The organism is Arthrobacter sp. ov407 (genome assembly GCF_900102895.1).
In the GTDB taxonomy this organism is placed as follows: domain Bacteria; phylum Actinomycetota; class Actinomycetes; order Actinomycetales; family Micrococcaceae; genus Arthrobacter.
This window is the reverse complement of sequence record NZ_FNGD01000002.1, coordinates 22,379-48,572: the sequence shown is the minus strand read 5'-3', so window position 1 is coordinate 48,572 and position 26,194 is coordinate 22,379. Positions and strand designations below refer to the sequence as shown.

Genomic DNA, 26,194 nt, shown 5'->3' with positions numbered 1-26,194 from the left:
TCGTGAATTTCGCGCTTTACCGTCAGCTGCTGGCCGTCCGGCCCATCAGGCGGCTCCTGTTGGTCGGCATGATCGCCCGCATACCGCACTCGGCGGCCGGCGTCTTGCTGACCCTGCACATCGTCCTGACCCTCGGCCAGGGCTACGCGGCCGCCGGCGCAGCCGCGGCCGTGATGACGATCGGAATCGCCGTCGGGGCGCCCTGGCGCGGGCGCCGGGTCGACACCGTGGGGCTGCGTAAGGCGCTCATTCCGTCCGTCGTCTCCGAGACCGTGATCTGGTCGATCGTGCCGCACGTGTCCTACGAAGTCCTGCTGCCCCTGGTGTTCGTCGGGGGTCTGCTGACCCTGCCTATCTTCAGCGTGGTGCGGCAGTCACTCGGCGTGCTGGCCCCCGGGGAACAGCGCCGTACAGCCTTCACCCTGGACGCCATCGCCACCGAACTGGTCTTCATGATCGGCCCCGCTGTCGGAGCCGTCGTCGCCACCAGCGGCCAGTCCGTGCTGGGCCTGACAGTGGTGGGGGTAGCCACATCCGTCGCGGGACTCTTCCTCATGTGGTTCAACCCGCCCACCCGGAGCGCTTCCCCCGACGCTGAACTCGAGGCGCAGGAGCTGGAATGCGCGGAAGCCGCCGTCGTCGCCGCCGCCCCGGCCCACCTGCAGGAGGCTGCAGCCGAGCTGGCACCCCTGGCGGCCGCCGCCGAGGAACGGCGCCAGCGGGGCTCCGGCCTGCGCCACAGAGTCATCCACAACTTCAGCTGGTTCACCGCCGCCGTGGGCGCCGTATTCGCTGTCGCGGCCGGTGCCGGCATGGTCCTCAGCGGCACCGACGTCGGCATCGTCGCTGCCCTCCAGACCGGCGGCCACGAGGCAGAAATCGGTATGGTGTTCCTCTTCTGGTGCGCGGCCTCGGTGGTTGGCGGCATCCTCTACGGCGCCATGCACCGACCCATTTCCCCGATCCTCCTGTTGCTGGGGATGTCAGCGCTGACGATCCCGATGGCCTTCGCGACCGACGTCTGGACGCTGAGCCTGCTCTCGTTGCTGCCGGGTCTGCTGTGCGCACCGGTGTTGTCCGCGGCCTCGGAAAAGGTGGCCGAGCTGGTTGACGAGAGCCGACGCGGCGAGGCGATGGGCTGGTACGGTTCATCGCTCACCGGCGGAGTGGCCCTGGGTGCGCCGCTTGCCGGGCTGTTCATCGACCTCATCGGCCCGTCGGCCGGCTTCGTGTCCGTGGGACTGGCGGGCGTGGCCCTCTGCCTGGTGGGACTCGTCCTGCAGCACGTGCGGCGTCGCCGCCTGGCCCACGCCTGACCGTCCGCTGACGCCGCCTGCGGCACCCGCGGAACCCAGAAGGCAAGGCGTTAACGACGACGGCGGCGCGCGGACCTCAGTGGTCCGCCCGCCGCCGCTTTTATATAGCTGACGAAAGTGTTTAGTTGACCGGGCCGGTGTACTTCTCGCCCGGGCCCTTGCCCGGAGCATCCGGAATGACGGATTCCTCGCGGAAGGCCAGCTGGAGCGAGCGAAGTCCATCGCGCAACGGCCCGGCGTGCTGGGAGCCGATTTCCGGCGCCGCAGCGGTCACCAGGCCGGCAAGGGCGGTGATCAGTTTGCGGGCCTCGTCCAGGTCCTTGAGTTCCTGGGCATTTTCCTCGGCGGCGAGGCCGAGCTTTACCGCGGCGGCGCTCATCAGGTGCACGGCGGCCGTGGTGATGACCTCGATCGCGGGGACTTCTGAGATGTCGCGTATCTGCTGCGAGACGTCGGCCTGGGCGGCTGCGGGCTCGAAGCCGTGGGAATTACTGTCTGAAGTGCTCATGCTGGTAAGCTTGTCACAGACCGACTGAATGTCGTTATTCTCAGGCTTTTATAGAATGCAGTGCTTCTGGCTGAAGTTAGGGCCCGAAGTTGTCGCCCGGCGACGCACATGTGCGTTGAACGGGTATCTTTCTGTAGAGTTGACTTTAGTTTGCAAGCGGAGTTCTCTCCCACCCGCGTCAGCCGCGAAACTTCCTTCGGGAAGCCCCTCCCTCTGGGAGTCAAGGTTGCCGGGTACCTGGTCGGGCACCACCTCGGACTCCGGTCCGCAGGAAGTGCATGTCGCCCCATTGAGGCGGCAGCTCCGATCTCGAGGCCTTCGATTGCTCCGGCAATTGGGGGCCTTCTCTTTTTGCCGGTGAAATACCCTCACGAACACAGGAGCTTTAACATTAGCGAGCCAAGAATCAATGAGCGTATCCGCGTCCCTGAGGTGCGGCTGGTCGGCCCTGCAGGCGAACAAGTGGGCGTCGTCCGTATTGAGGATGCCCTGCGTTTGGCTGCCGAGTCCGATCTTGATCTCGTTGAAGTTGCACCGCAGGCGAAGCCTCCGGTGTGCAAGCTGATGGACTTCGGCAAGTACAAGTACGAAGCCGCCGTCAAGGCACGCGAAGCCCGGAAGAACCAGACCAACACGGTCCTGAAGGAAATCCGCTTCCGCCTGAAGATCGACACGCATGACTACGAGACGAAGCGCGGCCACGCGCTCCGCTTCCTCGGCGCTGGCGACAAGGTCAAGGCCATGATCCAGTTCCGAGGCCGTGAGCAGCAGCGCCCCGAGATGGGCATCCGCCTGCTCCAGCGCTTCGCCGACGACGTCGCCGAAGTTGGTGTTGTGGAGTCCAGCCCGCGGATCGATGGCCGCAACATGGTCATGGTGGTTGGCCCGCTGAAGAACAAGGCTGAAGCCAAGGCAGAGGCCCGCCGCGCAACGCAGCGCGCAGAAGCCAAGGCTGAGAATGAAGCCAAGGCCTCGGGCCGCGTTGACACCTCCGGCCCCGAAGCACCCCTGACGCAGTCGCTCGCCGATCTTCTTCCGGAAGGCTACGAGGTCCGGACTGCGGCACCTGCAACGGTGACCGAGGCTGAGGCGCCGGCAGCAGAAGCCCCCGTAGTCGAAGAGGCCAAGGCCGAAGAGACGACGCAGGCCCCGGCCGAAGAGGCCAAGGCCGACGAGGCTCCTGCCCAGGAAGCTCCGAAGGCGGCTGCTCCCAAGGCGGCCGAGAAGCCGGCAGCGGCGAAGGCTCCTGCGGCTCCGAAGGTGGCCGAGAAGCCGGCAGCAGCGAAGGCTCCTGCGGCTCCGAAGGTGGCCGAGAAGCCGGCAGCAGCCAAGGCTCCTGCGGCTCCGAAGGCCGCTCCGGCCCCGTCCGCTGCGGCCAAGGCTCCGGAGGAAAAGGCAGCCGCTCCGGCGGCGGCACCGAAGCCGGTTGCTGCTCCGAAGCCGGTGCCGAGGCCTTCAGCGCCGAAGCCCGCGGCACGGCCGGCCGCCCCCCGGGCTGCCGCCAAGCCTGGCACCAAGAAGACCAACTAGTTCACGGCTGCCGGACAGCAATGTCCGGCAGTAGGCAACCAGCATGCCGCCCGCAGGGGCGGCTGCACGAAAGAGCTGCAGACTTTTCTGCGGATACGTAAGGAGATCGGTTCCCATGCCGAAGATGAAGACCCACAGCGGTGCTAAGAAGCGCTTCAAGCTGACCGGTAGCGGCAAGCTGCGCCGCCAGCAGGCCAACCGCCGCCACTACCTTGAGCACAAGTCCTCCAGGCTGACCCGTCGCCTTGCCGGCGACAAGATCGTCTTCAAGGGCGACGCCAAGGTCATCCGGAAGATGCTCGGCATCTAAGTTCCAAGTTCTCTGACTGTTCGCCACCTGGCAGCAGTCAACTACCAAAAAGGCTTCTCAGGCCAGCCGGACCGTTCCGGCAGTAGATGCTTGGGATCAGAAATTTCTAAGGAGTACGCACGTGGCACGTGTGAAGAGGGCGGTTAACGCCCACAAGAAGCGCCGGGTTATCCTCGAACGCGCAAAGGGCTACCGTGGACAGCGTTCACGCCTGTACCGCAAGGCCAAAGAGCAGCTGCTGCACTCGTTTGTGTACAGCTATGGCGACCGCAAGAAGAAGAAGGGCGATTTCCGCCGTCTTTGGATCCAGCGCATCAACGCTGCATCCCGCGCCAACGGCCTGACCTACAACCGACTGATCCAGGGCCTGAAGGCCGCTGAGGTTGAGGTTGACCGCCGCATGCTGGCCGAGCTTGCCGTTTCCGACGCCAACGCCTTCGCCGCGCTGGTCAAGGTCGCCAAGGACTCGCTGCCCGCCGACACGTCCGCTCCGGCCGTGCAGGCTGAGGCCGCTCCGGCTCCGAAGGCTGCCAAGAAGGCTCCCGCGAAGAAGCCTGCTGCCAAGAAGGCTGACGCCGAGGCCGCAAAGTAGTTCTGCCGTAGTCGAAGGACTGCTTCGTTCCAGAACCGGCTGCGAAAGCAACTAAGGTTCTTATATGAACGAAACCGGGCGCCCGCAAGACTTTCCACTTTCCAATCCTCGAGCTGATCGGGTGAGGAAGGTGGCACAACTTGCCGGGCGCCCGGCCCGTTTAAAGCGCAGCGAGTTCCTGGCGGAGGGGCCGCAGGCTGTCCGGGAGGCCCTGACGCTGCATCAGAAGCGGATTGCCGCGGGGGAGCCTGGCATCGTCTATGAGGTCTACGCGAGTGAGGCCTGCCTCGACCGGCACCCGGACCTGGAGACACTTGCGGAGGGCACCACCGCCTTCCTCGCGACTGACGAAGTGCTGGCCGCGATGGCGGACACGGTCACTCCGCAGGGCATTCTCGCGGTCTGCGGTTTCCTGGACGTTGGCCTCGATCAGGTGTTGGACGCGGGCCCGCAGCTGGTCGCGGTCCTGTGTCAGGTCCGCGACCCTGGCAACGCCGGAACCGTGCTCCGTGCCGCTGACGCGGCCGGCGCTGATGCCGTCATCCTGACCGCCTCCAGCGTTGACATCTACAACCCCAAGGCGGTCCGTTCGACGGCGGGATCCCTCTTCCACCTGCCGATCGTCCTCGGCGCCGACGTGGCGGAGCTGGTGGCCCGCTGCAAGGAACGGGGGATCGGCGTGCTCGCCGCCGACGGGAACGGCCAGCTGAACCTTGACCGTCTCCAGGACGAGAACGCGGCCCGCCGCCTGGGGTCCTCCGCCGCCGAATCGGTCTACGCGCTGGAAAAGCCCACAGCCTGGCTGTTCGGCAACGAGGCCCAGGGCTTGTCCGAGGACGAGATCGCGTTGGCCGACCACCGGGTGGCCGTCCCGGTCTATGGGGGAGCGGAAAGCCTGAACCTCGGCACCGCAGCCACCGTCTGCCTCTACGCCAGCGCCCGCTCGCAACAGCCGGGCTAGGGGTCGGCCCGCGGTTCAGCAGGGAACAGGCGCGTCCGGCAGCGGGCGGGCAGACACGCGGCGGGGCAAACCAACTGCGGGGCAAACCAACGGCGGGGCCCACCGAAAGGTGGGCCCCGCCGTCGTACTGTGACTGCCGCGTCACGCAAAGTGTGCGGTCAGTGCTGTGGAAACTTATGTGGTGGTCTTATTGCGGCCTGTGATGGCGCCGTAGATGAGGGCGGCCGCCAAGCCGCCGACAATGGCCAGGAGCCAGGAACCGAGATTCCAGAATTCCATCTTGCCGCCGCCGAATAGCAGGTCCCCGATCCAGCCGCCGACAATTGCGCCGACGACGCCGAGCACGAGGCTGGTAACCCAGCCGCCGCCGACCCGGCCTGGCAAGAGTGCCTTGACGATTGCACCTACTATGAGTCCGAGAATGATCCAGCCAAGAAAGCCCATGTCTCCTCCTACATATTCGTCGGCATCCAAATTGTGAATCCCGAACATGGCTTCAAGCTAACATAGGGCGGATTGCTTGTCAGCAGGCGACTACCCAATCGTTACTTGGCCGCGTTGGTCCCTGCCGCGGTGCGGCGGCGGCCCGGAAACGGGTACCGTATTCCTTGTGGGCGCTGGGTTCTTCCGGTGTTCGCGCAAACCCCCGGAAGAACCCCACAAGGAGAAGCTCACGTGGCTGCAAATGGCGGTACCAAGGCGATTCTCGCGGCACTGGCCGCAAACCTGACCATCGCCGTTTTGAAGTTCGTCGCCTACTTTCTGACATTGTCCTCATCCATGCTGGCCGAGGCGATCCACTCACTCGCGGACTCCGGCAACCAGCTGCTGCTCCTGGTCGGCGGTAAGCGCGCGCAGCGGGAAGCCAGCCCCGAGCACCCCTTCGGCTACGGCCGCGAGCGTTACGTCTACGCCTTCATCGTCTCGATTGTGCTTTTCAGCGTCGGCGGCCTGTTCGCGCTGTATGAGGCCTGGGGAAAAATCCAGCACCCGCACGCCATCGAAGGTGACTTCTGGTGGGTGCCGCTTGCAGTCCTGATCGGCGCGATCATTGCCGAGTCCTTCTCGTTCCGGACAGCGATCATCGAATCCAACCCCCTCAGGGGAAAGCAAAGCTGGATCAAGTTCATCCGCAACGCCAAGCAGCCGGAACTCCCGGTGATCCTGCTCGAGGATTTCGGCGCCCTTGTGGGCCTGGTGTTCGCGCTCTTCGGCGTGGGCCTGACGCTCCTGACCGGGAACGGCATCTGGGACGCCCTCGGCACCGCGATGATCGGTCTGCTGCTCGTGGCGATCGCCGTGGTCCTGGCCATGGAAACCAAGTCCCTGCTGCTGGGCGAGTCGGCCACCCGGGACGACGTCGCCAAGATCCGCACCGCGATCGAAGCCGGCGGCACCAGCATCATTCACCTCAAGACCATGCACCTTGGCCCTGAGGAGTTGCTGGTGGCGGCCAAGATCAGCATCGGCCGCTCGGACTCGGGCCAGGACATTGCGAAGGCAATTGATGACGCAGAGGTCCGGATCCGCGAAGCCGTCCCGATTGCCCGGGTCATCTACCTGGAACCGGACGTGCAGCGCGTCAGTGCCCCTTGAGTCGCCCGTCAGTTCGGCTCAGCCCCAGATTCACGGCAGTCCTTAAGGCGAACGGCAGTCCTGTCCAGTGCACCACTGGACAGGACTGCCGTTTCGTTTGAGCCTGTATGCCTTGCCTGCCGCCTTGCCTGCCGTCTTGCTGCGGCTAAGGGGCGGCTAGGAGGCCAGCGGCCGCCTGCGTTCCACGGCGCCGCTGATGGCAGCGACCCCGAGCCCCAGCACGGCAAGGACCGCGCCGACGAGCGCGGGCGCGACGTAACCCCAGCCCCAGGCGATCACGAGGCCGCCCAGGAAGGCGCCAAGGGCGTTGGCCACGTTGAGCGCCGCATGGTTTAGCGAGGAGGCCAGCGACGGCGCGTCGGGAGACGCATCCAGAAGCCTGGTCTGCAGGGCCGGAACCAGCATGGACCCGGCGGCGCCCACCACGAACACCATGACCAGCGCTGACCAGGCCCAATGGACGCCAATGGCATAGACCACGAGCGCCACAGCCGTGCCAGGCAGCACCCAGTAAATCGTGCCCATGACGGACTTATCGGCGATCCGGCCGCCAACGATGTTGCCCACCACCATGCCCACGCCGTACAGTGCCACGACCAGCGGCAGCCAGGGCGCCGGGACGCCGGCCACGGACGTCATAGTGTGCGCAATGTAGGTGTAGGTCGCGAAGAAACCGCCGAAGCCGACGATTCCGACCAGGATGGCAAGCCATACCTGGAGACGCTTGAGCGCTCCGAGCTCTCGACGGAAGCTGGCATCTGCGTGCGGTTTCTGGAACGGGACGAACTTCCACAGCATGGCGAGCGTGATGATGCCGATCAGGCCGACCAGCAGGAAGAGGAGCCGCCACCCGTAGCTCTGGCCCAGCCAGGTAGCGAAGGGGACGCCGATGACGTTGGACACCGTTAGCCCGGCCATGACCATCGAAATGGCCCAACCCCGCTTGGTCGGCGCCACCAGGGACGCGGCAATCACGGCCGCGACCCCGAAGAAGGCGCCGTGGGGCAGTCCCGCGGCGAACCGGGACACCAGCATGGAGCCGTAGTCCGGGGCGAGGAAGGAACTGAGGTTGGCGATGCTGAAGAAGAGCATGAGCCCCAGGGCCAGATACTTCCGCGGGAGTTTGGCCCCGACGGCGGCCAGCACCGGCGCGCCGATCACGACGCCGAGCGCGTAGGCCGAAATAAGGTGACCGGCCTCCGGCGTGCTGATGTTCAAGCCTTGTTCGATCTCCTTGAGCAGGCCCATCATGGTGAATTCTGTGGTGCCGATGCCAAATCCGCCCATTGCCAGGGCAATGATGGCCAGGGTAACGGGACGGGTGCCGGTCTTGGACGGCGCCGGGGCGAGTGTGGTGGTTGTCATTCGTCTTTTCGGGGAGATTTTCCGGGAAGGTCCGGAGGGATCGGACAGATAAATATGTTTTTAAGAACTGGGAGCGGGCGCCGAATATTCCGTAACGGGTCCTGGCGGCCGCCTCCACCATTGTCCCCTACCCGCGGCCACTCCCTGTCCCCGCTCCGGTTCCCGGACCCGGCGCCCGCCTTAGACTTGGGGCGTGACTGGACTCATTGGCGTCGTCGGCGGCGCAGTAGTGGACTCCCTGGCCGAACCGGGCATGCTCCTTGTGGCGAGGCGGACGGCGCCCCCGCAGTTTGCCGGAATGTGGGAGTTCCCGGGCGGAAAAGTGGAGCCAGGCGAAGCAGCCGAGGACGCCTTGCACCGCGAGCTCCGGGAAGAACTGGGCGTGCTGGTGCGGCTCGGGTCCGAGCTGCCCGCGGGGACCGTCACGGGCTGGCCGCTCAACGAGAAGGCGGCGATGAGGGTCTGGTTCGCCGAACTCGTTGAGGGAGAGCCCAGGCCGCTGGAGGACCACGACGAACTGCGCTGGCTCGACCTCCGTAACCCGGCGGCGGTCCTGGGCCTGCCATGGATCCCGGCGGACTTCCCGATCGTAGAGGCCCTCCTGACGGCAGTCCGGGCCACCGGGCCGCGCGGAGTGGGAGCCCGGCTGAGCCGCTGACCCGGACGCGCCGACGGACTTTGGATGCCCGCCTCTCGCCAAACCGTCAGGCATGTGCCTACTCTGAACGCAATCGAGAGGAGTGGCCGTGCAGGTCGGTGTCGGACGAGAGCAGCGAACCGGAGAACGCCGCGTTGCGGCCACACCTGAGACGGTCCAGCAGCTGACAGCTTTCGGGCTCCATATCCTGGTGGAGAGCGGCGCCGGAAACGAAGCAGGGTTCGTGGATGCCGCCTTTAAGGAGGCCGGCGCCACCGTGATCTCCGAACTCCCGTTCGAGGCCCTCGATGTCCTGCTGCATGTTCGCCCGCTCACCCCGGAGGCCGCGGCCCGGCTTCGGCCCGGCACGGTCACGATCGGCCTGGCATCGCCCGCCTCGGAACTGCCGACTGTCCGCGCGCTGGCCGCCGCCGGGATCACCTCGTTCGCCCTGGAGTTGCTTCCGCGGATTTCCCGGGCACAGTCCATGGATGCGCTGAGCTCGCAGGCCCTGGTCACGGGCTACCGCGCAGTGCTGGAAGCCGCCGCGCGGTATCCACGGTTCTTCCCGCTCTACATGACCGCCGCCGGGACCATCCCGCCGGCGAGGGTGCTGGTTCTCGGGGCCGGTGTCGCCGGGCTGCAGGCGATCGGCACGGCGAAGCGGCTCGGCGCGCGGGTGTCGGCCAACGACATCCGTGCCGCCTCCGCCGACGAGGTCGCCTCGATGGGTGGCACATTCATCAATCTGGACGTCGATGCGGCCGCCGACGGAACGGGAGGCTACGCCCGCGCCCTCGGCGAGGACCGGGCACAACGCCAGCGCAGCCTCCTGGCCCCGCACGTCGCGGCAGCGGACGTCCTGATCACCACCGCGGCCATCCCGGGCCGGGCCGCTCCCTTGCTGGTGACCACCGCCATGGTTGCCAGCATGCGGGCCGGATCCGTCGTCGTCGACCTCGCCGCGGAGTCCGGAGGCAACGTCGAAGGCGTGATCGCCGGCCAGGACGTTCAGGTGCCGGTCGACGGCGGGTCGGTCACGCTCGTGGGCCTGCAGGATGCGGCATCCGCCATGCCGTCGGATGCGTCCCGGCTTTTCGCCCGGAACGTCAGCAACTTCCTCGCCCTCATGACCGACGGCGGCGCAGTGGCCCCGGACTTCGACGACGACGTGGTCGCCGGAACGTGCCTGACCCACGGCGGCGCCGTGCGGCATGCCCCCACCGCGGCAGCACTGGAAACGGAGGCATGATGGGCCCGGTCGCGTTGCTGACAGTGGTGGTGCTGGCGGTGTTCGTCGGCTTCGAAGTCGTCTCCAAGGTCACCAGCAAGCTGCACACACCGCTGATGTCCGGCGCCAACGCCATCCACGGCATCATCCTGGTCGGCGCCATCATCGTGGCCGGGCAGGCCAGCGACCCGTGGGTGCTCGGCATCGCGCTCCTGGCCGTGGTCCTGGCAACCGTCAACCTGGTGGGCGGCTTCGTGGTCACGGACCGGATGCTTGAGATGTTCGGTGCCCACAAACGGGCACGCACACCCGCCCCAACCGGCACCGCCACAGCCGGCACCGCCACAGCCGGCGGGACCGCGGGAGCAGGACACCCCGGTGACGGGAGCGCCGGCGGCGGCGTGGCGGGGGAGGGCCGATGAGTCTCCTGACTCCCGAATGGACGGCCCTGCTCTACCTTGCGGCTGCCGTCTGCTTCATCCTGGCGCTCAAGGGCCTCAGCTCGCCACGGACCGCCCGCCGCGGCAACGCCATCGGTGCCGCCGGGGCGCTCCTCGCCGTCGTCACCGTGTTCTTCTCGGCGCGGCTGGAGAATATTCCGCTCATCCTTAGCGCCATCGCCGTGGGCTCCGCGATTGCCGTCCCCGTGGCCCGGCGGGTGCAGATGACCCAGATGCCCCAACTGGTGGCGCTCTTCAACGGCGTCGGAGGCGGGGCCGCCGCACTTGTGGCCGTACTGGAACTCGGCCACAACGAGGATCCATGGGTCCGCCTGGCCGTGGTCTTCACCATGCTGGTGGGCGCGGTGTCCTTCGCCGGCTCCGCGGTGACTGTGGGCAAGCTGCAGGAACTCATCAGCACCCGCCCGCTGCTGTTTCCGGGCATGCCCTGGGTCATGGGGGCCGTCCTGCTGGGGGCAGTCGTCTCGGGAGCGCTGGTGGTCCTGACGGGGTCGCTCGGCTGGTCGCTCGCGCTGCTGGGTCTGGGGCTCGCCGCCGGGCTGCTCCTGGTGTTGCCCGTCGGCGGGGCGGACGTGCCGATCGTAATCTCACTGCTGAACGCCTTCACCGGACTCGCGGTGGCAGCGTCGGGCGTGGTCCTGGGGAATGTCCTGCTGCTCGTCGCCGGGACGCTTGTCGGCGCGAGCGGCACAATCCTGACCAAGGTCATGGCCGCGGCCATGGGCCGCGGAGTCGCCGGCATCCTCTTCGGGGCGTTCAAGGGTGGTTCGACGGCGGGTTCCACCGCCCTGAGCGACCGGCCCGTGCGTTGCTCGTCGCCGGAGGATGTTGCCGTTCAACTCGGCTACGCCCAGCGCGTGGTGATCGTTCCCGGCTACGGACTCGCCGTGGCGCAGGGCCAGCACACCGTGGCGGAACTCGCCACGGCCCTGGCAGCTCGCGGCGTGGAGGTGGTCTTCGCCATTCACCCCGTGGCGGGACGCATGCCCGGCCACATGAACGTGCTCCTGGCCGAGGCCAACGTGCCGTACGAGTCACTGCGCGAGCTGGCCGAAGTCAACCCCGAGTTCGCGAACACGGACATCGCGCTGGTGGTCGGAGCCAACGACGTCGTCAACCCGGCGGCCAAGTCCTCCCCGGGTTCGCCGATTTACGGGATGCCGATCCTGGAGGTGGTGCAGGCCCAGCAGGTCGTGTTCCTGAAGCGGTCGATGCGCCCGGGATTTGCCGGCATCGAGAACGAGCTCCTGCACGATCCCAAGACCACGCTCCTGTTCGGGGATGCCAAGGATTCGCTGGCCAGGGTGCTCGGCGCGGTCAAGGCACTCTAGGCACTCAGCCCTCTAGACACCCTGCGCTCTAGGCCAGCCGGTGCTCTGAGGTGGTGCTCTGAGGTGCAGCGGGCTTCAAAACAGCATGGGCTGGGCTGTGTTGGCGTGGGCTGCGTTGGTGAGGCCGGCGTGACGGGCGCTGGCGTGCCCGGCAGTGTCCGGGATGCTTCCCGCCGGGTACTGGGCCTCTTCCTCGCGGGCATCGTCGTGGTCGGTGCCGCCCTCCAGGTCCCGGTGGCTGAATCCCTGGGAACCGGAAAAGCCGTGCAGGTTCTTGAAATAGCGGATGCGGCCGGCCAGCCACGCCCGGTACTCCTTGGACGCATAGGACCCGCTGCCGTACAGTCGACGGTACTTGCCGGCGAGCTGCGGATGTTCGCGGGCAATCCACTGCATGAACCATTCACGGGTACCCGGTTTCAGGTACAGTGCACCGGCCGTGACCCCAGTGGCGCCTGCCGCCGCTAGGGCGCCGAAAAGGGAGTCGAGGGCGTCGTCGCTGTCCGAGAGCCACGGCATGATGGGCATGGCCATGACGCCGCAGGGCAGGCCAGCCTCCCGCAGTCGGGAGATGAGCTTCAGCCGAGCCCGCGGCCCCGGCGTTCCCGGTTCCACGGCCTCGGACAGTTCTTCGTTAGTCATGGCCAGCGAAATGCCCACCCCCACCGGCACCTGGGCCGCGGCATGCTTCAGCAGCGGGATGTCCCGGGCCAGGAGCGTGCCCTTGGTGAGGATCGACAGGGGAGTGCCGGAATCGGCGAGGGCACCGATGATGCCCGGCATGAGCTGATAGCGGCCCTCGGCGCGCTGGTACGGGTCTGTGTTGGTGCCAAGGGCCACGTGCTCGTGCCGCCAGGAGGGCTTGGCCAGTTCCTTGCGCAGGATCTCGGCGGCGTTGATTTTGACCACCACCTGGCTGTCAAAGTCCAGGCCGGCGTCGAAGTCCAGATAGGTGTGGCTCTTGCGCGCAAAGCAGTAGACGCAGGCATGGCTGCAGCCGCGGTAGGGGTTGATGGTCCAGTCGAACGGCATTCGCGAACCGGCGACCACCTTGTTGAGCACCGATTTGGCGGTGACCTCATGGAAGGTGATCCCGGCAAACTCAGGGGTGGACACGGACCGCACCAGCCCGGCCAGCGGCAGCAGGGCTGGTGCGGCTGGCGAATCGGCGGAAAGGGCGGCCGGGGAATCGCCGCGCTCAAGTGCTTGTGCGTCCCATCTCATGTCTACATTCGAATATATGTTCGACTAAATGTCAAGGATGCCGCCGCGCCACCTGTCGGGTCGCCCGTCGCAGCGTGAGGCGCATTGCTAGGCTAGGGCGATGATTCTCCTGACCGGGTTCGAGCCGTTCGGCGGCGATACGGCCAATCCGTCCTGGACCGCGGCGCGTTCGGCGGCACGGTTGCTCCAGGCCGAAGGGCTGGATGTTCAGGCGGTGGAACTGCCCTGCGTCTTTGGGGACTCGGCCAGGGTATTAGCGGAGGCCCTTGAGCGTTTCCGGCCGGAGCTTGTGCTGTGCGCCGGCCAGGCCGGCGGGAGGGCACGCATCTCCCTGGAACGGGTGGCCATCAATTGTGACGATGCCCGGATCCCGGACAACGCCGGCAACCAGCCCGTGGACGAACCCGTGGTCCAGGGCGGACCGGCAGCCTACTTCACGTCGCTGCCCGTCAAAGCTGCGCTCGCGGCGCTGACTGCTGAGCAGATCCCGGCGGAAGTGTCCCAGAGCGCCGGCACCTATGTCTGCAACCACGTCTTCTACGCGCTCATGCACGCCCTGCGGCTGCGTCCGGGCACCAGGGGAGGGTTCGTCCACGTCCCCTACGCGGACACCCAGCTCCCGGCCGGGAGCAGCACGCCATCGCTGCCGGCGCACCAGATGGCGGTGGCGCTCGCCGTCGTGGTCCGCACCGCGCTAGCGACGACGGCGGATCTCAGGCTTGCAGCCGGCGCAACGCACTAGCGGCGGGCCGTCCGACGGCTCAGGCCGGTAGCGGCCGCCGTCAGTGACTCGAACAATTACTCGAAGAATCAGTCGAGCAGTTCCCAGACGACATCGACCGTGGCGGTGACGCTTGACTCGCCAGCCTCAACGGTGAGCGAGTCCGCCGCCACCGCCCGCTGCATCTTCGCCACCGGGATCGGCGCCTGGAAACCGGTGTGCTGGGTGAGGGAAAGGACCCTGCCGAGGCCGGCCCCCGAGAGTGCGGCGTAGTGCGCGGCCGTCGTGCGGGCGTCCTGCCAGGCCGCCTCCCGGGCCCGGGCCTCGACGGCGGCGGAATCCGCGAAGCCGAGGCTCAGCCCGTTCAGCCGGGCGGAGTCGCCGCCGGCAGCAACGGTCGCGGCAAGGATCTGCGAGGATGCCGACAACGCGCGGAGCCTGACGGTGAGCGTGCTGGAGGCCAGATAGCCGGTCACGGTCTGGCCCCGGCCGTCCTGCCAGTTCAGCTCGGCCCGGACGTTCAGCCCGGAGGTGGACATGTCGGTGCTGTCCACGCCGTGTTGCCGGAGCTCCGCCGTGATGGCGGCCGACCGTGTTCCTGCCTCGTCGTAGGCCTGGGCCACGCTCTCGCGGCGGCATTCAACGCCGATCGACAACGTCAAGAGGTCCGGCACCGCCTCGGCACTGCCGGTTCCTGTGACCGAGATGCTCCTGGGGTTCTCTGTCACGTCAGGCCTCATAACGTTTGGGGGTGGCGGCGCCGATTCTTCGGTGCGTCCATGGACTGGTCCCGGGCGTGCCGGGGAGGGGATAGCCGCCTGCTTCCAGGCCGGCGTGGCGCTCAAAAAAGTTGGCGCTGCCCGGGTTGCCCGTCCGCCAGAGGGACCAGCCCGCGGCGATGAAGTACAGCGGAAGGAAGGGGAGCCCGAGGCACCACGCGTACTGGGTGCTGTGGCGCTCCTCGTGTCGAAGCAGTGCTGGATCGGCGCGGGCGGTGTCCGGGCCGGCGCGGAACAGGATGACGTTGCCCACCGTGAAGGCCGCGGCAAACGGAAGCCGCCAGCGGTAGCGGCTCGCGATCAGCAATCCGCGCGGACCGGAGCTGACGGATGTCCGGGCGCAGGCTGCCAGCAGCAGGCCCAACAGGGTGGACCCGTTGAGGATGTTGGCGATCTGGCGTAGCCGTTGTCCGGGCGTCATGAGGCCATGGTAGCCGGGGGCGTCTATGCCCTTCCATGGAGAGGTCAGGGGCGGCCGGGATGCCCCGGTGTCCGTGGGGATGTCCTCGGCGTCAGCGTCCACAGGGCGCGAAGGGACGGAGCGTCACGAACGCCCGACGATTGGCAGGCGATTGACTGGCGGCCGACGGCCGTCTACTAGACTGGGGACAGTGACCACAAGCCTTGCCGAGAACCCGCGCCGCGCCCTGTGCCCGTCCCGTGTGCTGTTGGCATGATCCGACTCGTAGCTAAGAACAGTAGATGACTGAAACCTTGCCGGGCGCCGCCGTCCCGAATCCTCTGGATGAAGCCGCCATTACCGCTGCCGTAGACCAGGCCGTGGCCGCCATCGCCGCTGCCGCGACCCTCGATGAACTCAAAGCCGTGCGCCTCGCGCACACGGGCGAAAAGTCCGCGCTGAGCCTCGCCAACCGTGAGATCGGGGCGCTTCCGAAGGACCAGAAGGCCGCCGCCGGCAAGCTCATGGGTGCCTCCCGGGGACGCGTCAACAAAGCGCTCGCGGACCGCACAGTCGAGCTCGAGGCCGAGAACGACGCGCGGATCCTCGTCGAAGAGACCGTGGATGTCACGGCGGCGCCGCGCCGGCGCCGGGCCGGTGCACGCCACCCGCTGTCCACGCTGCAGGACCGCGTGGCGGACATCTTTGTCGGCATGGGTTGGGAAATCGCCGAAGGGCCCGAGGTCGAGTCCGAATGGTTCAACTTCGATGCCCTGAACTTCAAGCCGGACCACCCCGCCCGCGACATGCAGGACACGTTCTTCGTCGAGCCGCCCGAGGCCCACCTGCTCATGCGCACGCACACCTCGCCGGTGCAGGTCCGCTCCATGCTGGAACGGGAACTGCCCATCTACGTGCTGTGCCCGGGCAAGGTATTCCGCACAGACGAGCTCGACGCGACGCACACCCCGGTGTTCCACCAGTTCGAAGGCCTGGCCATCGACAAGAAGCTGAGCATGGCAGACCTCCGCGGCACGCTGGAGCACTTCGCCCGCCAGATGTTCGGTGCGGAAGCCCAGATCCGGCTGCGCCCCAACTATTTCCCGTTCACCGAGCCGTCCGCGGAACTCGACATCTGGCACCCGGGCGCCAAGGGCGGCCCCAGCTGGATCGAGTGGGGCGGCTGCGGCATGGTCAACGCCAACGTCCTGCGCGCCGCGGGCATCGATCCGGACGTCTATTCCGGCTTTGCCTTCGGCATGGGCATCGAACGCACCCTCATGTTCCGCAACGAGGTTGGCGACATGCGCGACATGATTGAAGGCGACGTACGTTTCAGCGAGCACTTCGGGATGGAGATCTAACAGTGCGTATCCCACTTTCCTGGCTGCGCGAATTCGCGCAGGTACCGGCCGGAGCAACGGCCGAAGACGTCATGGCCGAGCTCGTCAAGGTCGGACTCGAAGAAGAAGCAGTCCACCGCCCCACGGACACCCTCCAGGGTCCGATCGTGGTGGGCCAGGTGCTCAGCATCGTCAAGGAACCCCAGACCAACGGCAAGACCATCAACTGGTGCCAGGTCCGGGTTGTCCCCGAGGGCCGGCAGCAGACCCTGACCGGCGAGGGCATCGACCCCTCCGGCGTGCAGGGCATCATCTGCGGCGCCCACAACTTCGTCGAAGGCGACAAGGTGGTGGTCACTCTTCCGGGCGCCGTGCTGCCGGGCGACTTCCACATTTCCGCGCGCAAGACCTACGGGCACCTCTCCGCCGGCATGATCGCCTCCGTGCGGGAACTCGGCATCGGCGAGGACCACGATGGCATCCTGGTGCTGTCCAGGGTCGGTCTCGACCCGGAAATCGGCACCGACGCCATGGAACTGCTGGGCCTCTACGACCAGGCCGCGGAAATCAACGTCACCCCTGACCGCAGCTACTGCTTCTCCATCCGCGGTGTGGCCCGTGAATACGCGCACGCCACCGGCACCGTGTTCACGGACCCGGTGTCCAAGGTCCGGGTCCCGGAGGCGCTGTCCGGCGGCTACGGCGTCAAGCTCAACGACGACGCCCCCATCTACGGCAAGCCCGGTTGCGACCGTTTTGTAGCCCGCACCGTGCGCGGTGTGGATGCCACCCGGCCCACCCCGCCGTGGATGACCTCCCGACTCCGGCTCGCCGGCATCCGGTCCATCTCCTTGCCGGTGGATATCTCCAACTACGTCATGCTCGAGCTCGGGCAGCCGAACCACTGCTATGACCTGGACAAGCTGGCCGGCGACATCGTCGTCCGGCGGGCCACGGCAGGGGAGAAGATCACCACCCTGGACGACAAGGAGCGCACGCTCGACGTCGAGGATCTGCTGATCACGGACGAATCCGGGCCTATCGGGATCGCCGGCGTCATGGGCGGCGCCCACACCGAGGTGTCCGATGCCACCACGAACGTCCTGGTTGAGGCAGCGCACTTCGACGAAGTGTCGATCGCGCGCGCCCGCCGCCGCCACAAGCTGCCGTCGGAGGCGTCAAAGCGCTTCGAACGCGGCGTTGACTGGCAGGTGGCCGATGTCGCCGCCCAGCGCGTGGTGGACCTCTTGGTCGAACTCGCCGGCGGAACGGCCGACGAGGCCGGGACCGACGTCGGGACCGCGCCTGACGCCGTCACCATCGAACTGCCGGCAGAGTACGCGGCAGCCCGGATCGGGATCGACTTCACCGAAGAACAGATCCTGACCTCGCTCGAGGACCTTGGCGCCGTCGTTGGCGCGACCGGTAACGGCTACACGGTGACCGCCCCGAGCTGGCGCCACGACCTCGAGACCAAGGACGACCTCACCGAGGAAATCGCCCGGCTGGTCGGCTACGACAAGATCCCGGCGACCCTGCCGGTGGCGCCTCCGGGCCGTGGCCTGAGCCGCGTCCAGCAGCAGCGCCGCCGCATGATCCAGGCCCTCGCCGACGCCGGACTCACCGAGGTGCTGGCCTACCCGTTCGTCTCCAAGGCCGCTAATGACACCTTTGGCGTCCCCGCAGAGGGCGCGGAGCGCAAGGCCCTCAAACTGGCCAACCCGATCAGCGAGGAGCACGGTTTCCTGCGGACCTCCATCCTGCCGGGCCTGATCGAGGTAGCCAAGCGCAACCACTCCCGCGGCTTCCGCGACCTCGCCCTCTTCGAGGCCGGGCTCGTGTTCCTGCCCGGCGACCAGCTGGGCACCGCCGCGATTCCGCCGCTCGGCGTCAAGCCCAGCGACGAGGTACTGGACGGCCTGTACGACGGCGTCCCGGACCAGCCGCTGCACCTCGCCGCCGTGCTCACGGGCCACGACTCTCCTGCCGCCCCGGCCCACACCCCGCGGGCTTGGGACTGGGCGGACGCGGTGGACATCGCCCGGATCGCCGGCGACGTGCTCGGCGTCGAACTACTGGTCGCACAGGGCCGGCACCAGGCCTTCCACCCGGGCCGGGCAGCGCAGCTTGAATTGCGCACCGGCGAAGTAGTGGGCTACGCCGGCGAGCTGCACCCGAAGCTGCTGGCGGCATATGACATGCCGGCCCGTTCCGTGGCGCTGGAACTGAACGCCGACGCCCTGTTCGAGGCGGCTGCCGACGTGATCGTGGCCCGGCACATCTCGACGTACCCCGTGGCCACCCAGGACGTGGCCCTCGTGGTGCCGCAGGACGTCCCGGCGGAAGAGGTGCTCACGGCCCTGCGTGAAGGCGCAGGCGAGCTGCTCGAAGACGTCGCACTGTTCGATGTCTACTCGGGCAAGGGCATCGCGGAGGGCAAGAAGTCGCTGGCGTTCAGCCTGCGCTTCCGCGCCAACGACCGCACCCTGACGGCCGACGAGGCCTCGGCGGCGCGTGAAGGTGCTGTTGCCGCTGCCCACGAACGCTTCGGAGCGATGCAGCGCTGAGAACTGCGCTGGTGACAGCGCTGACTTTCTGAAAGGGGGCGGGTCATGGCATCACACCTTGTTGTGCGTGCCTGCCCGCCCTTTGGCGTTTCCGGCGTTACTCGTGTTTCCGGCGATCCCGGCGTGCCGGGGCCCGAGACGGAAACCGCGGCTGCGTCTGAGCTGGACCGCGACTCGCGTTCCCTGCTGGACGGCGCCGAGCTCGAGCGGGCCCGGGCCATGACCCCGCGGACCCGGCAGGACTTCCTCGCCGGACGGCTCGCGCAGCGGCGGTTCGCCGCCGGCCTGCTCGGCGTCCCGGCGTCGGACCTCACCGCCTGGTACAGCTGTCCACGGTGCGGCACCGGCGCGAACATCTCACACGGCAAGCCCGGCTACCAGCTCCGGGGCGAGGCCGTGCCGCTGCTGCTGAGCCTGTCCCGCGCGGCCGGCTGGACACTCCTGGCCGGGGTCGTTGAGCCGGAACCGGGCCAGCGTCTGGGCATCGACGTCGAGGATCCGGCCCGGGCGGACTTCGACGGCTTCGACGACGTCGTGTTGACCCCGGCCGAACAACTGCACCTCGCCGGCCTGGACGGCATCCCCCTGCTGCGGGGCCGGGCGCGGCTGTGGGCGCGCAAGGAGGCGTGGCTCAAGATGCTGGGCACGGGGCTGCAGACGGCCCCGGACACCCTCGACGTGCTCGCCTCGAACGTGGACGGCCGCGCCGGACTTCGGGACCTGCCGCCGGACGAGACAGGCCTGCCCGCGGACCTCGTGGCCGCCGTCGCCCTCGCGGTAATTCCCTAGCCCTGCCGTCAGAGCAGTTCTTCCCTTAGAGCCTGGGCGGCGCTGCCTGCGGAAGCGGCGGGAGGGCGGTGTCGAACAGCCACGGGTGCAGCAGGGCCTCTGCGTCGAGGCCTGTCGTGTGGGCGGCCGCGACGATGAAGTCGGCTGTGGTCACGGTGCCGTGACGGAAGCGGTCCGTCCAGTCGTGCAGCAGGGCGAAGAACGCGAGGTCGCCGCAGCGTACCCGCAGTGCGTGCAGGGCCAGGGCTCCGCGTTTGTAGACCCGGTCATCAAACATCAACTCCGGGCCCGGATCGCCCACCATCAGGTCCTGCGGGGAAGCGGCGAGCTTGCGCCAGGCGGCGCGGGCGCGAGCCGTCACCGACATGATGCCGGCCTCTTCCGACCAGAGCCATTCCGCGTAGCAGGCAAAGCCCTCGTGCAGCCAGATGTCCTTCCATGTCGCCGTGGTGAGCGAGTTCCCGAACCACTGGTGGGCGAGTTCGTGGGCGACCATCCGCTGAGAGTCCCAGTCCTGCCGCAAATGATTTGGGCCAAGGATGGACAGTGTCTGCGCTTCCAGCGGGATTTCCAGCACGTCCCCGGTGACCACCACGGTGTACTCCGGGAACGGATACGGCCCAAAGCAGTTGGTGAAGGTCCGCATCATGTCGGGCTGTCGGGCCAGGCCGGCCCGGGCCGCCGCGGCGAGCGACGCCGGAACGGCCACGTACTGCGGAACGTGCCCTGACGGCCGCTCGGCATTGAGCGTCAGGAGCTCATAACGGCCGATCTGGACCGTTGCCAGGTAGGTGGCCATGGGTTCCGCCTGCTCGTACACCCAGGTCTCGCGGCTGGCCCTGTTGGTGCGGGAGAGCAGCACGCCGTTACACACGGCCCGATAGTTCGCGTCGGTGGTCACGGTGATGCGGTAGCTCGCCTTGTCCCGTGGGTGGTCATTGCACGGGAACCAGGAGGCGGCTCCGTTGGGCTGGCCGGCGACCAGCACACCGTCTGAGAGCTCTTCCCAACCGACTTCGCCCCACAGGCCGCGGCGCGGCGCAGGGTAGCCCTCGTAGCGGATGTCCAGGGTGAAGGCCTCGTTGGCGAGGAGCGGACCGTCGGGATAGATCACGAGCTGCTCGGCCCGCTGGGTGAACCTGCGCACCCTGCGTCCGTCGAGCTGGATCTTCGTGGCCCGCAACCCGGCCAAGTCCAGGACGATCGCCGACGTCGGGAGCTGTGTGATGGCGTGCAGGACGGCGTGCCCGGCGAGGCGGTTGCTGCTGACCCGGTAGTCCAGATCGAGTTCGTACCGGGTGACGCGGTAGGCATTGGTTCCATGGCCCGGCATATAGGGGTCCGGGGCGCCCGTTTCCGGACCGGTTGCCCGGCTGACTTCGCGGCTGATTTCGCGGCTGATTTCCCCGCCGGCGGCGGCGCCGCTGCTTGGTGCGCTGGTGCTCAATGGACGGACCTTCGGGTTGTGGTGCTGGTGGACGTGCGCAGCCGAGACTAACGGGGCCCGGCGGGCGGTGCGGGCCCGTCCCACGGGCTGACCGGATTGCCCATCCAGTACGTCCCGGCGGGGACGGTTTCGCCCCGCATGACGAGGGACGCCGGCCCCACCGTGCCGCCGCTGCCGATACTGGCCTGCGGCAGGATGACGCCGTGCGGGCCCATGGTGGCTCCGTCATCGAGCGTAACAGTGTCGATGCTCATGACACGGTCATGGAACAGATGGGTCTGGACCACGCACCCGCGGTTGACGGTCGAATTCCTGCCGAGCGTGACAAGGTCCGCCTCGGGCAGCCAGTAACTTTCGCACCAGGTCCCCGCACCGATTTTCGCGCCGAGCGCCCGCAGCCACCACACCAGCGCCGGTGTCCCCGTGGCAGCTCGCGCGAACCACGGGGCGCTGACCATCTCAATGAAGGTGTCCACCACCTCGTTCCGCCAAATGAAAGAGCTCCACAGCGGGTGCTCGCCGGGGCGGATGCGGCCCACCAGCAGCCACTTGGCCACTACGGCACTGCCCGCGGCCGTGGCCCCGGCCAGCAGGACCACCACCCCGCTCAGGAGGGCGGCGATTCCATAGTTGAAGACTGTCGCCATCGCGTCAAACGCGAGCATCACGCCGACGGCGATGGCGACTGTCAGCATGACCGGGACGAACCGGCACAGCTCCCACAGGGCGCGCGCGATCTTCAGCCTCCGGGGCGGCTCGTACGTCCGCGTGTCGTCCGAGGCGATGGCGGTGCGCCGCAGCCGCACGGGCGGGCTGCCGAGCCACGATGTCCCGGATTTCGCCTTGGCCGGCGTCGCGGACAGGACCGCCACGAGGGAGTTCTTGGGCACGTTGCGCCCGGCCGCCGTCATGCCCGAGTTGCCCAGGAAGGACCGTTTGCCGATCTTCGCCGGGGCAATCCGCATCCAGCCGCCGTCGAGTTCGTAGGACGCCACCATGGTGTCATCGGCCAGGAACGCGCCTTCGCCCACAGTGGTCATGCTCGGGATCAGCAGCACTGTCGAGGCTTCCACGTTGCGGCCGATCTTCGCGCCGAGGAGCCGCAGCCAGACCGGCGTAAAGAGGCTGGCGTAGACCGGGAACAGCAGATCCCGGGCCAGGTCCAGTACCCGCTCGGTCGCCCAAACCTGCCATCCGATCCGGCTCCGGACACGGTAGTAGCCTTCTGCGAGGCCGACGCTGAGGAGCCTGGTCGTGGCGAGGATCAGCAGCAGGTTGGTCAGGAACCATGCCAGTGCCGCCAGCGGGATCGAGAGCGCAATGCCGGGCAGAGCCGCGGGCAGGGAGGAGCTGCCCTGGATGAACGCGAAGATCACGAAGGCCGCGACGGCGGCGGAGACGAAGGGGATGAGCGCCAGCATGGCGGACGCCGCGGCGAAGCCGGCGAACCACAGCCGGCCCATCAGCCGGTGCTCGGGCGGGGAGTCCGGCCACGAGTGCCGGGCCTTGCCGCGGCGCTCGGCCGGTGACCCGGCCACCAGTTGCCCTGCCTTGACCTTTCCGATCACCGCGGAGCCCGGCTCCACCTGCGCCCCGGCACCCACGGTGGCTCCCGGCATGAGCGTGCTGCGGGCGCCGACGCTTGCGCCGGGGCCAATGCGGATGGCGCCGATGTGGACGCGGTCGCCGTCGATCCACCAGCCGGACAGATCAACTTCGGGCTCGATGTTGGATCCGGCGCCAAGGGACAGCAGTCCGGTGACGGGCGGGAGCGAGTGCAGCTGGACGTTCTCGCCGATCTTCGCGCCGAGCGCCTTCGCGTAGTAGGGCACCCAGGGTGCGCTGGCCAGGCTGATAGCGCCGGAAAGGTCCTGGATCTGTTCCGCGAGCCAGAGCCGGAGGTGCACCGGCCCGGACCGGGGATACGTGCCGGGCACGACGTTGCGGAGCAGGAGGCGGGCGGCGGCAACGGAGAGCAGCATCCGCCCGGCGGGGCTGACAAAGACGAGCCAGGACGCGCCCACCCACCACCACGAGACCGTTGGCGCGGCGCTGAATCCGGCGAAGGCGGCCAGAAGATTGTTGGCGGCCATCAGGTAGGTCAGCCAGCGCATGCCGACAAGGATATGCAGGGGAGCGCCCAGAAGCGTCTGGAAGGCCTGGGACGTCCGTGCCGTGGGCCGGACGGTGCGCTCCTGGGCGGCGACCATTCCGCCCTCCGGGAGCGACTGGCGCGCCTCGTCCACCAGGGCGCCCACCCGGGGTGTCGCGTAGATATCGGCCACTGTGATGGTGGGATAGCGGACGCGCAGGGCGGATACGAGCTGTGCGGCGGCCAGCGAGCCGCCGCCGTAGGCGAAGAAATCGGCGTCGAGGCTCGTGACCGGGCTTCCGAGCACGGCGCTCCACTGCTCCACGATCCACTGCGCGTCATCGGGCAGGTTCAGCGGGGCGCCGTCGGCCTCGGCAGCTCCGGTTCCGCTGAGCGGCCAGGGCAAGGCATGGCGGTCCACTTTGCCGCTGGTCTTGGTCGGCAGCGAATCCACGAGCGTCAGCAGCGGGATGAGGGGCGCCGGCAGGCTCTCGCCCAGCATTTCGCGTGCGGCCGCAAGGTCGATGTCTACGCCCGACACGGCGGCAAGGTAGCCGACCAGGATCTGGTTGCCGGCCGCGGTCGTCTGCACGGCCGCGGCGGCGCCAGCGACATCCGGCAGGGACTGCAGGGCGGCGTCGATTTCTCCGAGCTCGATCCGGCGGCCGCCGAGCTTTACCTGTTCATCGGCGCGGCCCTGGAAAATGAGGCCTTCTGCTTCGTATTTGACGAGGTCGCCGGAGCGGTAGGCGCGCGGCCAGCCCAGGGACGGCATGGGGGCGTATTTTTCCGCGTCTTTGACCGGGTCAAGGTACCGGGCCAGCCCCACGCCGCCGATGATCAGTTCGCCCACCGCGCCTTCGGGGACGGGCAGTGAATCGGCGTCGACGACGGCGAGGTCCCAGCCGTCCAGCGGCAGACCGATCCGGACGGGGCCGGGCGCGCCCAGCCGCGCGGCACACGCGACCACGGTGGCCTCGGTGGGCCCGTACGTATTCCACACTTCGCGTCCTTCGACGGCGAGCCGCTCGGCAAGGTCTGGCGGACACGCCTCCCCGCCGAAGATGAGCAGCCGGACACTTTCCAGCGACTCCACGGGCCAGAGCGCGGCGAGCGTGGGGACGGTGGAGACCACAGTGATGCCGTGGCTGATGAGCCAAGGGCCGAGGTCCATCCCGGTCCGGACCAGCGCCCGGGGTGCCGGAACAAGGCAGGCACCGTGGCGCCACGCGAGCCACATTTCCTCGCAGGAGGCATCGAAGGCAACGGACAAGCCGGCCAGCACGCGGTCCTGCGGGCCCACCGGATCGCCATGCAGGAAGATGCGGGCCTCGGCGTCCACGAACGCGGCGGCCGAGCGGTGCTGGACCGCAACGCCTTTGGGTGTGCCGGTGGAGCCGGAGGTGAAGATGACCCACGCGTCGTCGTCGGGGCCGGGCGGCCTGGCGCCGGGGAAGGGCCGGGGATGGTTGCTGTCCGTGACGATCTTCCCGCCGGCGCGGAGGATGCCGGCCACCCTGGCCTCGCCGAAGACCAGTTTGGCCCGCTCATCCGGATCGTCGGCGTCTACCGGGACGTAGGCCGCACCGACCAGCAGCACGGCCAGGATCGAGACGTAGAGTTCGTTGGTGCCGGACGGGATCCGGACGCCGATCTTGTCGCCGGCCCCCAGCCCGGCAAGATGCAGGTTCCTCGCGGTTGCCCGGACTTCGTCCATGAGCTGGGCGTAACTGAGCGAGCGGTGGCCGTCGTCGAGGGCGGATGCCTCCGGGAACCGGGCGGCGGTATCGCGGAGGATGTCTATGAGCGTCCGCTCTGCCGGGGCGGAGAGTGCGCCCGGCAGTTGGGGCTCGTAGAGGGTGGCGCGGGTAGCCGGAAGACCTTGCACCGTAGCGGCGTCGGAGGCTTCACTCGGGGTCAGTCGTTGCTCGGTCACTGGCGCATTGTCCCTGCAGGAGATGAACGGATGGTGTTGCCGTGCGGCTTGGAGGACCGTGCGGCTTAGGGGACCAGGATGACTTTGCCGGTGGTGCGGCGCTGTTCAAGGTCATCGTGGGCACGGGCTGCCTCGGCGAGGGAGTAGCGGGCGCCGATCCTGACCTTGAGGCTGCCTTCGGCGGCGGCGGCAAAGACTTCGTCGGAGCGCCAGCGGCGTTCCCGGGCGTCGCGCAGATAGTGGCCCATGGTCGGCCGAGTGAGGTACAGCGAGCCGCCGGCGTTGAGCCGCTGCGGGTCGAACGGCGGGACCGGGCCGGACGCTGCGCCGAAGAGCACCAGCATGCCCCGGATGCGCAGCGACGCCAGGGAGGCGTCGAAGGTGTCTTTCCCGACGCCGTCGTACACCACGTCCGCGCCGGTGCCGTTGGTCAGGTCCCGGACCCGCTCCGCGAAACCGTCGTAGCGCAACACGTGCTCGGCCCCGGCGTCGCGGGCCAACTGCTCTTTCTCGTCTGTCGAAACGGTGGTGATGACATGGGCGCCCCTGGCCTTGAGCAGCTGGATCATCAGGAGCCCGACGCCGCCGGCGCCAGCGTGGAGCAGAACCGTGTGGCCGGGCTCGACCTTGAAGGTGGAGTTGATCAGGTAGTGAGCCGTCACCCCCTGCAAAGGCAGGGCCGCGGCAGTGAAATCGTCCAGGCCGTCGGGAACCGGGAGGGCCTTGTCCTCATCGACGAGGGCATAGCCGGCGTAGCAGGCCGTGCCCTCGGCCGTCGCCACCCGGTCGCCGGGAGCGAACCCGGTGACGGCGTCGCCGACCTCCTCCACGGTGCCTGCAGCCTCGGAGCCGGGTGTGAAGGGGTAGCTGACCTTGTAGACGCCGCTGCGCTTGTAGGTGTCGATGAAGTTCACGCCCGCGGCGGCGACCCTGACGAGCAGTTGGCCGGGCCCGGGAACGGGGCGGGCTGTCTTGTCGAGCTCCAGGACCTCCGGGCCCCCGGCCTGGCGGGCGACGATTGCGTGCATCATGTGGCTCCTGTTCCGGGCGGCCAAGTC

At 68.0% G+C, this 26,194-nt stretch carries 23 protein-coding genes; 14 read left to right on the top strand and 9 right to left on the bottom strand.

Annotated features, from left to right (window positions below):
- Positions 1-2: 2 nt before the first annotated feature.
- Entirely contained in the window at positions 3-1,316 is a 1,314-nt protein-coding gene (locus tag BLS42_RS02970) for an MFS transporter (RefSeq protein WP_090576249.1), read from the top strand.
- A gap of 121 nt (positions 1,317-1,437) precedes the next feature.
- Here the strand turns inward: BLS42_RS02970 and BLS42_RS02965 are convergent, their stop codons facing one another.
- The gene (locus BLS42_RS02965) at positions 1,438-1,824 is read right to left on the bottom strand and encodes a DUF1844 domain-containing protein (RefSeq protein WP_090576244.1); all 387 of its coding nucleotides are present in this window, start codon (positions 1,822-1,824) and stop codon (positions 1,438-1,440) included.
- 357 nt (positions 1,825-2,181) lie between these two features.
- Between BLS42_RS02965 and infC the strand changes: the two genes are divergently transcribed.
- The 4 genes from infC to BLS42_RS02945 all read left to right on the top strand — a co-directional run bounded on the left by infC (position 2,182) and on the right by BLS42_RS02945 (position 5,217).
- Positions 2,182-3,354 (top strand): translation initiation factor IF-3, encoded by a 1,173-nt coding sequence (gene infC / locus BLS42_RS02960; RefSeq protein ID WP_256336208.1) that lies wholly within the window; start codon positions 2,182-2,184, stop codon positions 3,352-3,354.
- Between the two features lie 115 nt (positions 3,355-3,469).
- Entirely contained in the window at positions 3,470-3,664 is a 195-nt protein-coding gene (gene rpmI, locus BLS42_RS02955; protein ID WP_009358635.1) for a 50S ribosomal protein L35, read from the top strand.
- 121 nt (positions 3,665-3,785) lie between these two features.
- Positions 3,786-4,256 (top strand): 50S ribosomal protein L20, encoded by a 471-nt coding sequence (rplT, locus tag BLS42_RS02950; RefSeq protein ID WP_018774438.1) that lies wholly within the window; start codon positions 3,786-3,788, stop codon positions 4,254-4,256.
- 64 nt (positions 4,257-4,320) lie between these two features.
- Complete coding sequence (locus BLS42_RS02945; RefSeq protein WP_090576235.1) at positions 4,321-5,217, top strand: TrmH family RNA methyltransferase; 897 nt, start codon at positions 4,321-4,323, stop codon at positions 5,215-5,217.
- 174 nt (positions 5,218-5,391) lie between these two features.
- Here BLS42_RS02945 and BLS42_RS02940 read toward each other — a convergent pair whose 3' ends face one another.
- The gene (locus BLS42_RS02940) at positions 5,392-5,661 is read right to left on the bottom strand and encodes a GlsB/YeaQ/YmgE family stress response membrane protein (RefSeq protein ID WP_028277246.1); all 270 of its coding nucleotides are present in this window, start codon (positions 5,659-5,661) and stop codon (positions 5,392-5,394) included.
- Between the two features lie 231 nt (positions 5,662-5,892).
- Between BLS42_RS02940 and BLS42_RS02935 the strand changes: the two genes are divergently transcribed.
- The gene (locus BLS42_RS02935; protein ID WP_090576232.1) at positions 5,893-6,813 is read left to right on the top strand and encodes a cation diffusion facilitator family transporter; all 921 of its coding nucleotides are present in this window, start codon (positions 5,893-5,895) and stop codon (positions 6,811-6,813) included.
- Positions 6,814-6,969: 156 nt separating this feature from the next.
- Here the strand turns inward: BLS42_RS02935 and BLS42_RS02930 are convergent, their stop codons facing one another.
- Positions 6,970-8,178: an MFS transporter gene (locus BLS42_RS02930; protein ID WP_090576229.1), complete on the bottom strand. Its 1,209-nt coding sequence runs from the start codon at positions 8,176-8,178 to the stop codon at positions 6,970-6,972.
- A gap of 193 nt (positions 8,179-8,371) precedes the next feature.
- Here BLS42_RS02930 and BLS42_RS02925 point away from each other — a divergent pair, with 193 nt between their 5' ends.
- The 4 genes from BLS42_RS02925 to BLS42_RS02910 all read left to right on the top strand — a co-directional run bounded on the left by BLS42_RS02925 (position 8,372) and on the right by BLS42_RS02910 (position 11,838).
- Entirely contained in the window at positions 8,372-8,836 is a 465-nt protein-coding gene (locus tag BLS42_RS02925; protein WP_090576226.1) for a (deoxy)nucleoside triphosphate pyrophosphohydrolase, read from the top strand.
- Between the two features lie 88 nt (positions 8,837-8,924).
- Positions 8,925-10,067: a Re/Si-specific NAD(P)(+) transhydrogenase subunit alpha gene (locus BLS42_RS02920; protein ID WP_090576223.1), complete on the top strand. Its 1,143-nt coding sequence runs from the start codon at positions 8,925-8,927 to the stop codon at positions 10,065-10,067.
- A complete protein-coding gene (locus BLS42_RS02915; RefSeq protein WP_090576220.1) occupies positions 10,067-10,468 on the top strand; it encodes an NAD(P) transhydrogenase subunit alpha part 2 in 402 nt (133 codons plus the stop codon). Before BLS42_RS02920 ends, BLS42_RS02915 begins: the two co-directional genes overlap by 1 nt.
- The gene (locus tag BLS42_RS02910) at positions 10,465-11,838 is read left to right on the top strand and encodes an NAD(P)(+) transhydrogenase (Re/Si-specific) subunit beta (protein ID WP_090576218.1); all 1,374 of its coding nucleotides are present in this window, start codon (positions 10,465-10,467) and stop codon (positions 11,836-11,838) included. Before BLS42_RS02915 ends, BLS42_RS02910 begins: the two co-directional genes overlap by 4 nt.
- A 75-nt stretch (positions 11,839-11,913) precedes the next feature.
- Here the strand turns inward: BLS42_RS02910 and BLS42_RS02905 are convergent, their stop codons facing one another.
- Positions 11,914-13,062 carry an Rv2578c family radical SAM protein gene (locus tag BLS42_RS02905; RefSeq protein WP_090576215.1) on the bottom strand — a complete coding sequence of 383 codons (1,149 nt, stop codon included), beginning with the start codon at positions 13,060-13,062 and terminating at the stop codon, positions 11,914-11,916.
- A 100-nt stretch (positions 13,063-13,162) separates the two neighbouring features.
- Here BLS42_RS02905 and pcp point away from each other — a divergent pair, with 100 nt between their 5' ends.
- The gene (gene pcp, locus BLS42_RS02900) at positions 13,163-13,804 is read left to right on the top strand and encodes a pyroglutamyl-peptidase I (RefSeq protein ID WP_090576212.1); all 642 of its coding nucleotides are present in this window, start codon (positions 13,163-13,165) and stop codon (positions 13,802-13,804) included.
- Between the two features lie 68 nt (positions 13,805-13,872).
- Here the strand turns inward: pcp and BLS42_RS02895 are convergent, their stop codons facing one another.
- Both BLS42_RS02895 and BLS42_RS02890 read right to left on the bottom strand, forming a co-directional pair.
- On the bottom strand, positions 13,873-14,511 hold the full coding sequence (locus BLS42_RS02895) for an SIMPL domain-containing protein (protein ID WP_090577046.1): 639 nt from the start codon (positions 14,509-14,511) through the stop codon (positions 13,873-13,875).
- 1 nt (position 14,512) lies between these two features.
- The gene (locus BLS42_RS02890; RefSeq protein ID WP_090576209.1) at positions 14,513-14,983 is read right to left on the bottom strand and encodes a DUF4157 domain-containing protein; all 471 of its coding nucleotides are present in this window, start codon (positions 14,981-14,983) and stop codon (positions 14,513-14,515) included.
- 281 nt (positions 14,984-15,264) lie between these two features.
- Here BLS42_RS02890 and pheS point away from each other — a divergent pair, with 281 nt between their 5' ends.
- From pheS to BLS42_RS02875, 3 genes are read left to right on the top strand one after another with little or no spacing between them, the layout of a single operon-like run.
- Positions 15,265-16,326, top strand: a complete 1,062-nt coding sequence (gene pheS, locus BLS42_RS02885) for a phenylalanine--tRNA ligase subunit alpha (RefSeq protein WP_090576206.1) — start codon at positions 15,265-15,267, stop codon at positions 16,324-16,326.
- Positions 16,327-16,328: 2 nt separating this feature from the next.
- On the top strand, positions 16,329-18,872 hold the full coding sequence (pheT, locus tag BLS42_RS02880; RefSeq protein ID WP_090576201.1) for a phenylalanine--tRNA ligase subunit beta: 2,544 nt from the start codon (positions 16,329-16,331) through the stop codon (positions 18,870-18,872).
- 45 nt (positions 18,873-18,917) lie between these two features.
- Positions 18,918-19,661 carry a 4'-phosphopantetheinyl transferase family protein gene (locus BLS42_RS02875; RefSeq protein WP_090576198.1) on the top strand — a complete coding sequence of 248 codons (744 nt, stop codon included), beginning with the start codon at positions 18,918-18,920 and terminating at the stop codon, positions 19,659-19,661.
- A gap of 25 nt (positions 19,662-19,686) precedes the next feature.
- Here BLS42_RS02875 and BLS42_RS02870 read toward each other — a convergent pair whose 3' ends face one another.
- The 3 genes from BLS42_RS02870 to BLS42_RS02860 form a co-directional block, all read right to left on the bottom strand.
- The gene (locus BLS42_RS02870) at positions 19,687-21,108 is read right to left on the bottom strand and encodes a M1 family metallopeptidase (RefSeq protein WP_371129496.1); all 1,422 of its coding nucleotides are present in this window, start codon (positions 21,106-21,108) and stop codon (positions 19,687-19,689) included.
- Positions 21,109-21,155: 47 nt separating this feature from the next.
- Positions 21,156-25,088 (bottom strand): Pls/PosA family non-ribosomal peptide synthetase, encoded by a 3,933-nt coding sequence (locus tag BLS42_RS02865; protein ID WP_090577039.1) that lies wholly within the window; start codon positions 25,086-25,088, stop codon positions 21,156-21,158.
- 113 nt (positions 25,089-25,201) lie between these two features.
- Entirely contained in the window at positions 25,202-26,167 is a 966-nt protein-coding gene (locus tag BLS42_RS02860) for a quinone oxidoreductase family protein (protein WP_090576195.1), read from the bottom strand.
- Between the last annotated feature and the right edge of the window lie 27 nt (positions 26,168-26,194).

Bases quoted from the DNA above. Each gene is read 5' to 3' on its own strand.
- BLS42_RS02965 (WP_090576244.1), bottom strand. From the start codon at position 1,824: ATGAGCACTTCAGACAGTAATTCCCACGGCTTCGAGCCCGCAGCCGCC.
- rpmI (WP_009358635.1), top strand. From the start codon at position 3,470: ATGCCGAAGATGAAGACCCACAGCGGTGCTAAGAAGCGCTTCAAGCTG.
- BLS42_RS02945 (WP_090576235.1), top strand. From the start codon at position 4,321: ATGAACGAAACCGGGCGCCCGCAAGACTTTCCACTTTCCAATCCTCGA.
- BLS42_RS02940 (WP_028277246.1), bottom strand. From the start codon at position 5,661: ATGGGCTTTCTTGGCTGGATCATTCTCGGACTCATAGTAGGTGCAATC.
- BLS42_RS02930 (WP_090576229.1), bottom strand. From the start codon at position 8,178: ATGACAACCACCACACTCGCCCCGGCGCCGTCCAAGACCGGCACCCGT.
- BLS42_RS02915 (WP_090576220.1), top strand. From the start codon at position 10,067: ATGGGCCCGGTCGCGTTGCTGACAGTGGTGGTGCTGGCGGTGTTCGTC.
- BLS42_RS02910 (WP_090576218.1), top strand. From the start codon at position 10,465: ATGAGTCTCCTGACTCCCGAATGGACGGCCCTGCTCTACCTTGCGGCT.
- BLS42_RS02905 (WP_090576215.1), bottom strand. From the start codon at position 13,062: ATGAGATGGGACGCACAAGCACTTGAGCGCGGCGATTCCCCGGCCGCC.
- pcp (WP_090576212.1), top strand. From the start codon at position 13,163: ATGATTCTCCTGACCGGGTTCGAGCCGTTCGGCGGCGATACGGCCAAT.
- BLS42_RS02890 (WP_090576209.1), bottom strand. From the start codon at position 14,983: ATGACGCCCGGACAACGGCTACGCCAGATCGCCAACATCCTCAACGGG.
- pheS (WP_090576206.1), top strand. From the start codon at position 15,265: ATGACTGAAACCTTGCCGGGCGCCGCCGTCCCGAATCCTCTGGATGAA.
- BLS42_RS02875 (WP_090576198.1), top strand. From the start codon at position 18,918: ATGGCATCACACCTTGTTGTGCGTGCCTGCCCGCCCTTTGGCGTTTCC.
- BLS42_RS02860 (WP_090576195.1), bottom strand. From the start codon at position 26,167: ATGATGCACGCAATCGTCGCCCGCCAGGCCGGGGGCCCGGAGGTCCTG.